Origin of the sequence: Priestia sp. YIM B13486 (genome assembly GCF_042787865.1) — a bacterium.
GTDB classification, from domain to species: domain Bacteria; phylum Bacillota; class Bacilli; order Bacillales; family Bacillaceae_H; genus Priestia; species Priestia megaterium.
Window position 1 is genome coordinate 191639 of the sequence record NZ_JBHZOZ010000004.1, and the last position, 14110, is coordinate 205748.

The window sequence follows — 14110 nt, forward strand, 5'->3', positions numbered from 1 at the left end:
ATACATATAAATAAAACGGATACGCTAGACGTTCATATCCGCTTTCGCTATATATAGTGTATCATTTAATATTCAAATTTTACTATATTTCGGCGCTTTTTAGTATGTCTTTATTTTCTCTCCGCTATTCTTTTTCATTTTCCCATACATTATGATAAATTAGCTTGTCTAAATCCCTTCTTTTTTCCCAGTTAGCTTGTTCTAAGATTGGTTTCTCAGGATATTTATCTGTATAGCCAATTGACATAAGCGCTACAGGATCAATATGAGGAGGAATATGTAAAATGTCACGTACATCATTTTTCTTATAAAAACTTACCCACCCCATTGCCAGTCCTTCTGCATATGAAGCAAGCCACATATTTTGAATCGCACACGCAGTTGACATCATATCGGTTTCTGGAATTGAGTTTCTTCCGAGAACATGAGAGCCCCCTCTTGTTGGATCACACGTTACGCAAATAGTTAACGGCGCTTCTTTTAATCCTTGAATCTTGAGCTCTAAAAAATCTTCTTTCTTTTCACCTTCATAATGAATAGCCAGTGCTCTTCTCTCTTTATCTGCTGCCCAGGCAAGTTTATTTTTCACTTCTGTATCAGATACTAATATAAAATTCCAAGGCTGCATAAACCCGACGGAAGGTCCGCTGTGAGCAGCCTGCAGAATGTTATAAACCGTTTCATTCGGAATCTCATCAGACAAAAATGTTCGTACATCTCTTCTTCCGTAAATCGCTTTGTACACCGCTTGCTTTTCGTCGTTTGTAAACGAATTCATCTTCTTCAACCTCCATTAAATTCTCTTTTTAACTATTTTTCTAAAAAAACATTAAAAAAATGTGATCCAAACTTTATGTTTTCTCGTATTACTATATGAATCTATCATAAAGGAGGTTGCAAACATGTTCAACGACGTTTTAATGAACTTATTTAACGCGGTAAGCAGCATCATTAACACAATTGGATAATTTGATTGTACATATTTAGTAAGAGAGGAGGCACATTACATGCTAAACGAGGTACTTATGAACTTTTTTAACGCAGTAAGCAGTATCATCAACACAATCGGATAAAAAAAGCACAAAGAAAAGGGTAACTGCCATTACCACCGTCTTTATGCTTTGCTAGTTCAAAATCATATATTTTACAATAAAAAGAACTCTTTGATTAGGAGTTCTTTTTACTTATCCTAACATGTTCCCTTTTATTTGTATATATGCCTTGCCATTTCAACAGATTCATTTATATGTTGCAAGCATACACATAGGTCTGCAGCTCGTAGTGCAGTTCTTTTAAGTCTTCAGCTGCTTGAGTCAATAACTTCTTTCGCTGAGCTGTATACACATCTAGAATAGCTCTTTCTACTTTTACCTTTTCTTCATATAAAATGTCTAACTTATCTTCATTTCCTTCAAGGGAAATAGGCTTTAACATAGCAAATTGATAAATGGGTTGTCCATAATCCAATTTTGTTAAAATAGAACCTACTAATACATCCTCCGAGCATTCATATACGAAGTTTAACAGCGTACTTAATTCTTCTAGACGAGAAATATCCAGCTCTGCATTTTCGTTGATCACAGTCCCTATATATTGAAAGCACTCTTCTTCTAACTCATTATAAATAGTTGTGATGCGGTGCAATACTTCATTTAACTTCATAAAGTTCCCCCTTCACACACGCTTCTTGATACAACCATATGACAAAACTTGGTGTTTTATACTAACGAAAAAGCGAGGAATATAAACCTCGCTTCTTCTTTTTACCGATACATACTGGCAATGTCTTCAATAAACATAAGCGGTTCTTCTTCTGTTAGTTGTTTAATTGGAGAATAATCCTCTCCACCAAAACTTTGATCTATGTCTTCAATAAACGAAGAAACTTCTTCCGACTCTTCACGATTAGCCGGCATTTCGTATTTTTGTAATTCTGTGCGGTGCACGACGGATAAAATATGGCGAGGAAATTGCTGCTTCGTTTTTCCAAAACAGTATACCGGCTTGTGTTTCAAAAAGCGTTCTACTTCTTCTTGTCGGTTATAAATGCTTCCATGATCACCCCAAGCTACCACAACCAGTTCAGCATCTTCCACTGCTTTTTGAATATACTCACCTGCTCTTGTTCCAACAGCTTCTTCTTTTGAAAGCATGCGTAAAAACGAAACATGATCGGTTTGATAGCTGAATAAATAAACGATTTCTAAAACTCCAAATCCCCACTTTTGCGCCAGTTCTATGCATTTGGATACAGCTGTATCGTCGCTGTATTCATACGTATTTTCTGGAAATGACAAGATAAACGTAAGTTTACGTTCGTTTACTTCACTCCATTTGCATAATAGAGAGTATTTGTATTTGCCTGTTTCATCAAAAATAACTTCTTTTTTCACTGCTTCCATCCCCCTGCCTTCTTACAATCTTGTTACTTATCTATTGCAAATGAGCTAAGCAGTAATCGTAACCTTGACTGTTAAAAGTTTTATTTTATATGTATTTCAAAATCATGCCTTCATGACAACTTTTCTTCCATTTTTTCAAAAAGCAATTTTTTCTTCTATACATGCTTTTTACAGCTAGTGAATATTCACATATATATCTTTCCTCTTTTCGGCCCTCCAATCAAAATAGATAAAATCAAAAGAATGGTCTATAATAAAGAAATAACCAATGACTTTTTCACTCATGTTTTTGACAGTTACGGATTTTTTCTCAGCAGGTATGTTCAAACCTGATCCTCTGAGAAAATAGAAGATAAATTTGTGTAAAGAAAGGATTTTGTAAATGGCTACTACACACACATTTACAAGAGGAGAAGAAATTGCAAATGCGATTACACACGGCGTTGGAGCCGTACTCAGCATTGTTGGATTAACGCTTTTAATCGTACTTTCTTCGTTAGAAGGAACGCCTTGGCATGTTATCAGTTTTACTATTTACGGAGTAACCATGCTGCTTCTCTATGTCTCCTCTACGCTTGTCCATAGTTTTCCGGAAGGTAAGGTAAAAGATCTTTTTGAGATATTTGACCACTCTTCTATTTATTTGTTTATTGCCGGTACGTACACTCCATTTTTATTTATCGCAGTAAAAGGAACCACCGGCTGGACACTTTTTGGAATTGTATGGGGCATCGCTCTTGCAGGAATTGTATTCAAAGCTTTTTTTGTAAAGAAATTCCTTTTTATTTCTACCATTCTTTACGTATTTATGGGATGGATGATTGTGTTTGCTTGGGATTCGTTAACTCAAAACATTGCCCATCAAGGAATTGTCCTTCTCGTAGTTGGAGGCGTGTTGTATACAATCGGGGCCGTTTTTTACGTATGGCGAGGATTTCGTTTTCATCATATGATTTGGCATATGTTTGTTCTTGGCGGAACCGTACTCCACTTTTTAGCAATCATTTTATATGTATTGCCTATAACCAATTAAAAAAGGGCCCTCTGGCCCTTTTTTAATTGGTTATAGAATTCCTTACCACAGTTTTGCCATTTGAGTCACAAGCGTATAGACTCCTAGCACAGCCATAATAACGACCACAAAACCGCCAAAAATGGTAAGCCAAGTCGGATGCTTGTAATCGCCTACTATCTTCTTTTTATACGCCGCTATAAGCATTGTTCCGAGTGTAATAGGTAAGATTAACCCATTTAATGCTCCAGCTAAAATAAGCAGAGTGACCGGCTGGCCAATCGTTAGGAAAACTAGGGTTGAAATCGTAATAAAGGCAATGATAATCCAGTTTTCATATTTCTCAATCCTTTTGCTGAAGGATTTAACAAAGGAAACCGATGTATATGCTGAACCAATAACTGAAGTGATAGCCGCTGCTGCCATGACGACACCGAATAATTTATAGCCAATATCCCCTGCGGCTAACTGAAAAACAGAGGCTGGTGGATTATCAGGATTCAGTTTTAACCCTTGACTCAACACACCTAATGTCGCTAAAAATAGAAAAATTCGAATGATCGAAGCAATCGTAATACCAGATACTGCTCCTCTTGTTACTTCAGGAATCGCGGCTTTTCCTTTAATTCCTGCATCTAATAAACGGTGACCTCCTGCAAATGTAATATATCCTCCTACCGTTCCTCCTACAAGAGTAACAATCGCCATTACGTCAATGTGCTCCGGCCAAAATGATTTAGAGACTGCTTCTCCTACTGGGGGAGCGGACGAAATAGCCACATACACCATTAAAATAATTAATATTCCGCCCATTAATTGAGCAAATCGATCCATTAATTTTCCGGCTTCTTTGACTAAAAAAATTGCGATAGAAATGATGGCTGTAATGACTGCACCGGCTTTAGGGGAAATACCAAATAGCGCATTGAAGCCAAGACCCGCTCCTCCTACATTTCCAATATTAAATGCTAAGCCTCCGATTACAATTAAAATAGCAATAAATAAGCCGAGACCTGGCAAAACACTGTTAGCGATATCCTGTGCTCTTTTTTCTGAAACGGCAATAATACGCCATACGTTTAGCTGAACGCCAATGTCTAATAAAATCGACAGTAAAATGACAAAACCAAAACTTGCGGCGAGTGCTTGTGTAAAGACTGTTGTTTGAGTTAAAAAACCTGGACCCACTGCTGAAGTAGCCATTAAAAATGCTGCTCCGAGCAGCACGCTCCAGTTGCGCTCTTTTTTCATGATGTCACCTCATTGTGGTTGAATAATGATTTGTTCTTCTTTTAGCTTGTCACAAATAGCTTTGGCAAATTCAACAGCATGTGCACCGTCTCCATGAATACAAACGGTATCTGCTTGAATGGGAATCTCTTCATTTTGCACAGTAAACACTTTCTTTTCTTTGACCATTTTAATTACTTGAGAAATAGCCGCTCCTTCATCTTGAATCACGGCGTTTTCAACGTTTCTCGGCGTCAGCATGCCGTTCTGTTGATAGGTTCGATCTGCAAATACTTCCTGAGACGTACGCAAGCCCATTTCGTTTCCGACTTTAATCAATTCACTTCCAGCCAAACCATATAGAATAGCTTCCTCACTAACATTATAAACAGCTTCAGCAATAGCTTTAGCTATGTCTCGATCCCCTGCAGCCATATTATATAAAGCGCCATGAGGTTTCACATGATGAAGGGTCCCTCCTTCTGCACGTATAAAAGCTGAAAGAGCCCCCATTTGATACACCATTAAATCATAAGCTTCTCGAGGCATAATTTTCATATATCTACGTCCAAATCCAGCTAAATCTTGCAATCCGGGGTGGGCGCCAATCGCCACATTTTCACTCAAAGCCAGCTTTACTGTTTCTCTCATAACCGAAGGATCTCCGGCATGAAAGCCACAAGCAATGTTTGCTGACGTTACATAGCGTAAAATTTTTTTATCATTTCCTAATCTATAGTTCCCAAAGCTCTCCCCTAAGTCACAGTTCAAATCAACGGTAGCCATCTTCGTCCCCCTTATATTTTCATTCGAAGTGCTCTTTTAATATGATTTATTTTCTTTTCCTGCTCCATATATAAATGCTGTGCTTCATCCAGTGAAATTGCTTGAAAAGAAATCTTTTTCCCTGGAGAAATTTGCGCCAGCGCTGAAAAATCTGCAGTTGCTACCTGTCCGATTCTAGGATATCCTCCTGTCGTTTGATGATCTGCTAATAAAACAATGGGCTGTCCTTCTTTTGGTACTTGAATCGTACCGAACGTCACAGCGCTAGAGAGCAGCTCTTTTTCTTGACCAAGGACTAATTTCTTTCCTTTTAGCCTATAGCCCATGCGGTCAGATTGAGGGGTAACGTCAAATTCTTGATTAAAGAAATGCTGTTGACTTTCTTTTGTAAACCAATCAAATTCTGCACCTTTCATCGTGCGGATAATAGGCGTCTCGTATGAAGGAAGAAGTTTAGGATGAATCGTCCAAAAAGCCTGCTGAAAAGAGCGGTCCGTTTGCTTTTTCACCAATTTCTTTATAATTGCTTCCCCCGTTTCTGTAGGAGGGTGGCTTAATACTTCGTCCCCTGACTGTAATGCTTTACCGTGCAGCCCGCCTATCCGAGCGCGAAGTGAAGTAGATGTACTTCCCATAACTGCAGGAACATTAAAAGCACCGGAAACCGATAAATAAGAACGGCACCCTAAAGTCGGAACGCCAAACTGTAGCACGCTCCCTTTTTTCACATATAAAGGCCGCCACATCTTTACGGCTTCATCATTAACAGTTGGCGATAAATCCCCTCCCGTCAGGGCAATCAAAGCATCTTGCTGAAATTCAATTTTTGGCCCCATTAACGTAATTTCAATAACCGGCTGATTTTCTTGATTTCCTACTAATAAGTTGGCAATCCTTAAAGCAACTTTGTCCATTGCCCCGCTGACAATCATGCCGTCCTTTTGATATCCATGTCTGCCGATATCTTGAATCGTTGTTAATAAACCGGGACGTATCACTTTAATACTCATCTTCATCCACCTCCTTTTGGGCTTCATATTCTGTTTCAGAAATGGAAACAAACCGGATACGATCACCTGCTTGAAGCAAGCTTGGCGAATCATTTTTGGGGTTAAATAGTGTAAGAGGAGTACGCCCGATTAACTGCCACCCTCCAGGTGTCTCAATTGGGTACACGCCGGTTTGCATTCCTGCGATGCCAACTGACCCTTTTGGGATGCTGTTTCTCGGTGATTCTTTTCTTGGAGTCGCAATTTCTTCGCTCATCCCTCCCAAGTAAGGAAAACCAGGAGCAAAGCCTAGCATATACACCAAATATTCTCCATTTGTATGAATGGAGATAACTTCATCAGGCGTTAATGAATGAAAAGCGGCTACCCTCTCTAAGTCCGGGCCGTACTTTCCTCCGTAACACACCGGAATTTCAATTTGTCTAGCGACCGCTTCAGATTTTTCTTCCTGGCGGAAAAGCAGCTCTTCAATATATGTAGATATTGCTGTGTAAGGATTTCTTCTTCCTTTTTCACTCATTACCCAAGGGTCATAATAAATTGTAACTGTTGTAAAAGCCGGCACATATTCAATCATCCCCTTACATAATGATTGCTCTAGTACCTCAGTAAATTGCTGAATACGTTTATGTATGCCGAAATTAATTTCGTCTCCAAATGAAACGACAATGCCGCTGTCACCAAGAGGATAAAGTCGATAATCGTGACTCATTCCGTCTCCTCCTTTTTTACTTAGTATTGTTTGAGCAGCTCCCTTTAATGCTGTAGTTAGATACATTCATTAGAATTACTAATGGAATTGTTGTTTTCGAATAATAATTTCTTATATACCTAATAAAAAAAAGAACAATAAATCCCTATCCTGTATGGATAACATTATATAAATATAAAATAATCTTATGTTCTACTAAAACAAACTCCAAAGAAAAATTCAACCTTTTTAAAATTTTATCGTCAAAAGGATCACGTTTTTTCAATTTTCCCCATAAAAAAACTGCTTTGTTTTTTATACCAAAGCAGTTTTTTTGTAAACATGAACAAAAAGATAAAACTTATAGGCAGTGAACCATTATATACCTCTGCGGGCAAAATCTACAAAACGAAACTTATCCAGACGATGACGTGATTCCGTATATTGAAAAAGGCTTGCATCTTCTAAATACACATAGTTTCTTACTACCACAATATGTTCATAGTCTTTTAAATCTAAGTAACACTTATCTTCGTCCGTCAGCTCGTCAACGGAAATTTCTTTTTTGGCAAAGCTTATTTTCAGCCCAAGATCTTTTTCTAAGTATTCATAAATAGAGCCTTTACATATGTCTTTTGTGAGGTGAGGAACATACTTTTTATGAAAAAAATCTTTATCTAAAATAATTTTCTCCCCATCGATTTCCCGCGCTCGAACCACTTTCCATATAAGATCTTTTTTCGTCGCCCCAAGCTGTGTGCACAGGTCTTGATCGGCCTTGACTAATTCAAACTCTTTTACAATAGTGGTCGATGTATGTCCCAGCTTTTCCGCTACTTCTTTGAAGCTAACAAGTCCTGATACTGGAAAATCAAAGCGTGATACGTCCAATACAAATGAGCCTTTTCCTTTCATTTTTTGAATGTACCCATTTTGTGAAAGTAAATTTAACGCTTTCCGTATCGTTTCACGAGACGTTTGATACTGTTCAACAAGTTCATTTTCAGAAGGAAGTTTTGTATTAGGACGCCAGTCACCGCGTTTAATTTTATCGACTAACTGTTCGTAAATGCTGATAAATTTATTTTCTTTCAATTGCCATCACCTATTTTACTTTCTATATATACCCAATTGTATAAAAAGAACGATAGATTGTCACCCATCGTTCTTTTTACTTTTTCTCTATTTTTTTAAATGATACACGATTGATTCATACGGCCGAAGGAAGACTTGCTTGAATTCCTTTGATGAATCTTCGTAGTTAGACAGCAATATTTCACTATGATATTCTTCAAAAGTTAGATTTTCTGGCAGTTTAAAAGTCGTTTCGCTGCCGTAGAAATTGTTTATAACCAACAGCTTTTCATCTGCTCCATTTCGGATATAAGCAAAAATCTGCTCGTCTTCTCCAAGAATCAATTCATAGTTTCCATAGGTGATAATCTCGTACTGCTTGCGCAGTGCAATAAGCTTTTGATAAAAATAAAAAATTGAATCTTCATCATCTAACGCTTTTTCCACATTAATTTCACGGTAGTTATCGGCTGGATTAATCCACGGCTTTCCTTTTGTAAAACCTGCATTTGGCTCATCGCTCCATTGCACCGGTGTACGGGAATTATCTCTTGATTTATGTTTTAAAATCTCCAAAATTTCATTTTCGTTCATTCCTTGTGCACGTTTTATCTCATACACATTTAATGACTCCACATCTCTATATTCATCAATAGAGGAAAACTTCGGGTTTGTCATCCCTATTTCTTCCCCTTGATAAATATAAGGTGTTCCCTGCATCAGATGAATCGTTGCAGCGAGCATTTTGGCAGATTTATTATGATAGAGTTCATCGTTTCCATAGCGGGAAACAACGCGAGGCTGATCATGGTTGCACCAAAATAGTGCATTCCATCCCCCTCCTTTATTCATCTCCGTTTGCCAAGTTGATAGAATCTCTTTTAATTTAATAAAATCAAAATCTGCTAGCGCCCACTTTTCTCCGTTTGGGTAATCGACTTTCAAATGATGAAAATTAAACGTCATGCTAAGCTCGCCCCGGTCCGGATGAGAATATTGAATACAGTGGTCAACAGTTGTCGACGACATTTCCCCAACGGTCATGCTATCGTATTTTGAAAAAACTTCTTGATTCATTTCTCGCATATATTCGTGAACGCGAGGACCGTCGGTATAAAATTTCCGTCCATCTCCTGGCGCGATAGAACCATCATCATCTAAAAAGCGCTGATCTTTTGAAATTAAGTTAATAACGTCCAGACGAAATCCATCTACTCCTTTTTCAAACCAAAACGTCATCATATCGTACACGCTGCGGCGCACACGCTCATTTTCCCAGTTCAAATCCGCTTGCGTGACATCAAACAAATGCAGATAGGATTGTTCTGTCAGCTTATCATGCTCCCACGCCGAACCTCCAAATTTTGAAACCCAATTCGTCGGAGCACTTCCATCTTCTTTTTGATCTTTCCAAATATAAAAATCTCTGTACGGGTTATCTTTCGATTTTTTAGCTTCTTGAAACCATTTATGTTCAGTTGACGTATGATTAACGACAATATCCATGATGATTTTAAGATCCCGCTTATGCGCTTCTGTTATTAAACGATCGAAGTCCTCCATTGTTCCGTATTCTTCTTGAATAACAAAATAATCACTTATATCATATCCATTATCCCGCTGCGGCGATTTATAAATTGGCGTTAACCACACAACGTCTACGCCAAGCTTTTTCAAATAATCTAGCTTTTCAATAATACCAGCTATATCACCCAAGCCGTTGCCAGTCGTATCGTAAAAGCTTTTAGGATAAATTTGATAGACAACCGATTTTTTCCACCAAGGTTCTTGCATTTTTAACACCACCATTTAATTCTTTGGATTATGTTGAAACGATTCTGTAGCCGCGACAGTTGATGTAACGGTTGATTTTTTCTGAAGCTTTCCAAGCGTTAACGTTAAAAGAAACGGCACCACAATTACGATTACCATTCCAATAATAAAAGCTGGCCAGCTCTGTGGAACAATTGATAACGGAGCAGGGATACCCCCAATTCCCACCGATGCTGCTTTCACTCCCGCCACGGATATGACGACCCCTGCAATAGCTGAACCAATCACTGCAGAAATAAAAGCAAATCTAAAGCGTAAATTCACACCAAACATTGCAGGTTCCGTAATGCCAAGCCATGCTGAAATCCCTGACGTTAAAGACAGTCCTTTTAATTTCTCATCATTTTTTGAAAGAATCATTATCGCAAAAGCCGCAGAGCCTTGTGCAATATTAGATAATGCTACCATTGGCCATAAGAACGTACTTCCGACACTTCCAATCAGCTGTAAATCTACGGCTAAAAATGTATGGTGCATGCCCGTAATAACAAGGGGAGCATATAAGCCGCCGTATACAAGTCCTCCAATAAATGGAGCCGTTTTAAACAGCCATACAACTGCACCTGTAATCACATTTCCTATTGCAAATGTAATCGGACCAATCACAATAAAAGCGAGAAACCCTGTTACTAAAAGAGCTACAGGCGCTACAATTAAAAGCTGAAAACCATCCGGTATTCGTTTTCGTAAAAACAATTCGATTTTTGCTAACACAAACGAAGCAGCTAACACAGGTAAAACCTGCCCTTGATAGCCAACTTTCTCAACGTGCAGACCAAATAAATTCCACGTATCGATGCTCCCTTTTTTTAATGCTTCTCCATAAGACCAGGCATTTAGCAAATCAGGATGGACCAGCATGAGCCCAAGGACAATTCCAAATAAAGGGCTTCCTCCAAAACGCGTAACAGCTGACCATCCAATAAGAGCCGGCAAAAAGGCAAAAGCCGTATTGGCAATTAAATTAATCATGCTCGCAAAGTCTTTCCACTGTGTATGAACATCTACGATTGATTTATCATCGTAAAAAATTCCGGCTCCTGTTAATACATTATTTATTCCCATTAATAAACCCGCGGTTACGATGGCCGGTAAAATGGGAATAAAAATGTCAGCTAATGTTTTTATTGCGCGCTGCAGAGGATTCAAGTTTTTAGCCGCTTCGTTTTTCACTTCCTCTTTTGACAGTTCACCTATCCCTGTAAGCGCCACCATTTCTTTATATACTTTATCAACCGTGCCTTGACCAATAACAACTTGAAACTGGCCGTTTGTAGAAAAAGATCCTTTTACTAATTCGTGCTCATCTAGCATACGTTGATTGACTTTACCTTCATCTTTTAAAACAAGTCGAAGACGCGTTACACAATGCGTTGCAGCAGAAATATTTTCTTTTCCGCCAACGGCTTCTACAATGCGTTCAACAGATTCTCGATTCATGTCTTTTCCCCCTTGTTTCCGTTTTCATTTTACTCCTGTATTTCCTATCCCCCATATAAATTTCACCGCAAACCTGTATATACAAGCTTTATGTTTTTATTCTAACCTGTATATACAGGTTCGTCAACAAAAATAAAATTACTTCTTTTTCATTTCATGATATAGTCAAAAAGCAAAGTATATGGAAGGAGACGTTACAATGCTGCAAGTAAGATTAATGGGAAAACAAGAAGAAATTAATGAAGCAATCAAACAGTTTGAACAGAACTACCATATAGAACATCAGTCAAAAGAATATACGCGAAGCGCTAATCCAAAGTACGAGCGCAAAAAAGATACTCGGGTGTATCTTTCCATGCATCCTAAAAAATAATTTCCGGTTTATTTCAGAGAAGAATAGTAGCTTTTACAAACTAAAGGATTTATATTATAATTTCAGTATTTACTATAACATCCGATTTGTATTTAAAAATCAGAAAGAGGCTTAAAAATGGCATATAACGACATATCTCTTAGAGAGAAAAGTATTGTATTTATCGGCTTTATGGGGGTAGGAAAAACAACTATTGGAGAAATGGTTGCCAAAAAATTGTATAGAGATTTTGTTGATATAGATCAAGAAATCGAAAGAGAATTTAATATGCCTACTTCTCAGATTTTTAAAGAGCACGGTGAAACTTTCTTCAGACAAAAAGAAAAAGAAGTAATAAATCGACTTTCACAGCAGCGTTTAAAAATCATTTCTTTAGGGGGAGGCGCTTTTTTACAAGAAGAAATTCAAGAGATTTGTTTATCTAACTGCATCGTATTCTTTTTAGATTTATCTTGGGATTCTTGGAAAGAACGCATTAGTTTAATTATTGATAGCCGCCCTGTTTTACAAGGAAGAAGCTTAGAAGATATTGAAAAGCTATTTTACGATCGTCAAGCTATCTATTCCAATCACCATTCGAAAGTTGAAACTGATAATTTAGATATTGAAGAAGTAGCTAACTATATCGTTGATTCATTAAAAACAGCTTGGGACATTTATCAACCTTAATGAAATAAAAATTCGTTCCCTTAACAAGCCTTTACAAAAAAAGACGTAGCCTAATGCTACGTCTTTTTTCATCCCTAATGCGAACTCATATAAAAATTGATAAAAAAGGCAATTGTGATCACATACATCATCCAATGAATTTCGCGACGGCGTCCTGTAAACAGTTTAATCGCTGTGTATGAAATGAAGCCGAATGCTAAACCTTCTGCAATGCTGTAGGTTAACGGCATCATGACAATTGTTAAGAAAGCGGGAACAACTTCAGTAAAGTCGTCGAAGTTAACGTTTCGAATGTCACTCAGCATAAGCGAACCAATAATAATGAGTGCCGGAGCAGTAGCAACGCTTGGGATAAATTGAATGAGCGGTGCAAAAAACAAGGTAAATATAAATAAGATGGCAACCGTTAGTGCCTTTAAGCCGGTACGCCCTCCTTCTGCAATACCTGTTGCATTTTCAATATACGTATTTAACGCAGTGCTTCCAAAAATAGCACTCGCCATTGTACCGATTGAATCCGCTGCAAGCGCGCGATTTAAACCTGGAATTTTACCGTTTTTATCTACCAAGTTTGCTTTTTTAGATAATCCAATCAATGTCGCTAGCGTATCAAATAATTCTACGATGGTGAAAGAAAATACAACTGAAAAAATGCCGTAGGCAACTGCACCCTTTAAATCCATTTGAAAAAATGTTTCTCCAACGCTTGGCGGCGTAGCTGAAAAGACGTCTTTCAAGGAATGAGGAACTGCTTGTACTCCTACAATCATCGCTAATATTGTCGTAGCAAAAATACTTATAATGAGAGCACCTTTTACATTTTTAGCCATCAGTACAGCTGCTAATATCAGCCCAAAAATAGCCAGTAGGGGACCTTTATCCATGACATTTCCAAGCCCTACAAAAGTAGACTCGTTTGCCACAACTAATCCAGCGTTTTTCAAACCGATAAACGCAACAAAAAGACCAATTCCAACTGCTATGGAAGACTTTAATACGTTCGGAATGGCATCAATAATCTTTCCGCGTATTCCTGTTACCGTTAAAACAAAAAATAAGACCCCGGATATAAAAACTGCTCCAAGTGCCGTTTGCCATGACAATCCTTGCCCTAATACTACTGAATACGTAAAAAACGCATTTAAACCCATCCCTGGACCGGTTACAATCGGGAAATTTGCCCATAGAGCCATCAGTAACGTACTAAATACAATGGCATAAATGGTAGCTGCAAGAGCCGCTTCTCGGGGGATACCCGCGTCAGACATGATAATGGGGTTGACAATTACCATATAACTGACCGTCATAAAAGTTGTAAGTCCTGCTAGTATTTCTTGTTTTGGTGTTGTGTTGCGCTCTGATAGTTTAAACAAGCGCTCTAATATTCCGTTACGCTCCAACACGCGCGCCTCCCTACTTCTAAAAAAAATAAAAAATCCTACCTATTCAAATGTCCTAAAAAAGACACGATTTAGGAGGATTTTACGTTGCAAAGTAAAATCTTTTGTCCTATTATAGTCTTAATTTGTAGATATGCAAAGGTAGAAAACGCTATCATTATAAAAATTTTTATCTTCCGTTAGTTTGGAA

At 38.0% G+C, this 14110-nt stretch carries 14 protein-coding genes; 3 read left to right on the forward strand and 11 right to left on the reverse strand.

From position 1 onward, the window contains the following. Positions 1-124 precede the first annotated feature (124 nt). The 3 genes from bluB to ACFX4G_RS13005 all read right to left on the reverse strand — a co-directional run bounded on the left by bluB (position 125) and on the right by ACFX4G_RS13005 (position 2402). Positions 125-778 (reverse strand): 5,6-dimethylbenzimidazole synthase, encoded by a 654-nt coding sequence (gene bluB, locus ACFX4G_RS12995; protein WP_013055676.1) that lies wholly within the window; start codon positions 776-778, stop codon positions 125-127. A 464-nt stretch (positions 779-1242) separates the two neighbouring features. Continuing rightward, positions 1243-1662, reverse strand: a complete 420-nt coding sequence (locus ACFX4G_RS13000) for a hypothetical protein (protein WP_043980102.1) — start codon at positions 1660-1662, stop codon at positions 1243-1245. A gap of 101 nt (positions 1663-1763) precedes the next feature. Beyond that, positions 1764-2402, reverse strand: a complete 639-nt coding sequence (locus ACFX4G_RS13005) for a DUF1643 domain-containing protein (protein ID WP_377575183.1) — start codon at positions 2400-2402, stop codon at positions 1764-1766. Positions 2403-2784: 382 nt separating this feature from the next. Between ACFX4G_RS13005 and trhA the strand changes: the two genes are divergently transcribed. After that, complete coding sequence (trhA, locus tag ACFX4G_RS13010) at positions 2785-3435, forward strand: PAQR family membrane homeostasis protein TrhA (RefSeq protein ID WP_013055671.1); 651 nt, start codon at positions 2785-2787, stop codon at positions 3433-3435. A gap of 42 nt (positions 3436-3477) precedes the next feature. Here trhA and ACFX4G_RS13015 read toward each other — a convergent pair whose 3' ends face one another. The 7 genes from ACFX4G_RS13015 to treP form a co-directional block, all read right to left on the reverse strand. Beyond that, positions 3478-4665, reverse strand: coding sequence for an NRAMP family divalent metal transporter (locus ACFX4G_RS13015; RefSeq protein WP_162213694.1), 1188 nt, complete (start codon positions 4663-4665; stop codon positions 3478-3480). 9 nt (positions 4666-4674) lie between these two features. After that, positions 4675-5430 carry a LamB/YcsF family protein gene (locus ACFX4G_RS13020; protein ID WP_377575186.1) on the reverse strand — a complete coding sequence of 252 codons (756 nt, stop codon included), beginning with the start codon at positions 5428-5430 and terminating at the stop codon, positions 4675-4677. A gap of 11 nt (positions 5431-5441) precedes the next feature. Beyond that, positions 5442-6440, reverse strand: a complete 999-nt coding sequence (locus ACFX4G_RS13025) for a 5-oxoprolinase subunit C family protein (protein WP_097824202.1) — start codon at positions 6438-6440, stop codon at positions 5442-5444. Beyond that, on the reverse strand, positions 6430-7152 hold the full coding sequence (gene pxpB / locus ACFX4G_RS13030) for a 5-oxoprolinase subunit PxpB (RefSeq protein ID WP_162213693.1): 723 nt from the start codon (positions 7150-7152) through the stop codon (positions 6430-6432). Before pxpB ends, ACFX4G_RS13025 begins: the two co-directional genes overlap by 11 nt. A 357-nt stretch (positions 7153-7509) precedes the next feature. Beyond that, positions 7510-8226 (reverse strand): trehalose operon repressor, encoded by a 717-nt coding sequence (treR, locus tag ACFX4G_RS13035; protein ID WP_013055666.1) that lies wholly within the window; start codon positions 8224-8226, stop codon positions 7510-7512. An 87-nt stretch (positions 8227-8313) separates the two neighbouring features. Continuing rightward, complete coding sequence (treC, locus tag ACFX4G_RS13040; protein ID WP_377575189.1) at positions 8314-9999, reverse strand: alpha,alpha-phosphotrehalase; 1686 nt, start codon at positions 9997-9999, stop codon at positions 8314-8316. Between the two features lie 15 nt (positions 10000-10014). Continuing rightward, positions 10015-11478, reverse strand: a complete 1464-nt coding sequence (gene treP, locus ACFX4G_RS13045) for a PTS system trehalose-specific EIIBC component (protein ID WP_028407660.1) — start codon at positions 11476-11478, stop codon at positions 10015-10017. Between the two features lie 199 nt (positions 11479-11677). Between treP and ACFX4G_RS13050 the strand changes: the two genes are divergently transcribed. Together ACFX4G_RS13050 and ACFX4G_RS13055 are read left to right on the forward strand one after the other, a co-directional pair. Further along, a complete protein-coding gene (locus ACFX4G_RS13050) occupies positions 11678-11851 on the forward strand; it encodes a YvzF family protein (protein ID WP_080781634.1) in 174 nt (57 codons plus the stop codon). A 117-nt stretch (positions 11852-11968) separates the two neighbouring features. After that, positions 11969-12520, forward strand: coding sequence for a shikimate kinase (locus ACFX4G_RS13055; RefSeq protein ID WP_025749688.1), 552 nt, complete (start codon positions 11969-11971; stop codon positions 12518-12520). A gap of 74 nt (positions 12521-12594) precedes the next feature. On the opposite strand, the gene ACFX4G_RS13060 is transcribed toward ACFX4G_RS13055, so the two are convergent. Next, positions 12595-13920: an NCS2 family permease gene (locus ACFX4G_RS13060; RefSeq protein WP_028407655.1), complete on the reverse strand. Its 1326-nt coding sequence runs from the start codon at positions 13918-13920 to the stop codon at positions 12595-12597. Between the last annotated feature and the right edge of the window lie 190 nt (positions 13921-14110).

Coding starts and splice junctions, on each gene's coding strand:
- treC (WP_377575189.1), bottom strand. CDS start 9,999: ATGCAAGAACCTTGGTGGAAAAAATCGGTTGTCTATCAAATTTATCCT.
- ACFX4G_RS13000 (WP_043980102.1), bottom strand. CDS start 1,662: ATGAAGTTAAATGAAGTATTGCACCGCATCACAACTATTTATAATGAG.
- ACFX4G_RS13025 (WP_097824202.1), bottom strand. CDS start 6,440: ATGAGTATTAAAGTGATACGTCCCGGTTTATTAACAACGATTCAAGAT.
- pxpB (WP_162213693.1), bottom strand. CDS start 7,152: ATGAGTCACGATTATCGACTTTATCCTCTTGGTGACAGCGGCATTGTC.
- treP (WP_028407660.1), bottom strand. CDS start 11,478: ATGAATCGAGAATCTGTTGAACGCATTGTAGAAGCCGTTGGCGGAAAA.
- ACFX4G_RS13020 (WP_377575186.1), bottom strand. CDS start 5,430: ATGGCTACCGTTGATTTGAACTGTGACTTAGGGGAGAGCTTTGGGAAC.
- trhA (WP_013055671.1), top strand. CDS start 2,785: ATGGCTACTACACACACATTTACAAGAGGAGAAGAAATTGCAAATGCG.
- ACFX4G_RS13055 (WP_025749688.1), top strand. CDS start 11,969: ATGGCATATAACGACATATCTCTTAGAGAGAAAAGTATTGTATTTATC.
- ACFX4G_RS13015 (WP_162213694.1), bottom strand. CDS start 4,665: ATGAAAAAAGAGCGCAACTGGAGCGTGCTGCTCGGAGCAGCATTTTTA.
- ACFX4G_RS13050 (WP_080781634.1), top strand. CDS start 11,678: ATGCTGCAAGTAAGATTAATGGGAAAACAAGAAGAAATTAATGAAGCA.
- ACFX4G_RS13005 (WP_377575183.1), bottom strand. CDS start 2,402: ATGGAAGCAGTGAAAAAAGAAGTTATTTTTGATGAAACAGGCAAATAC.
- bluB (WP_013055676.1), bottom strand. CDS start 778: ATGAATTCGTTTACAAACGACGAAAAGCAAGCGGTGTACAAAGCGATT.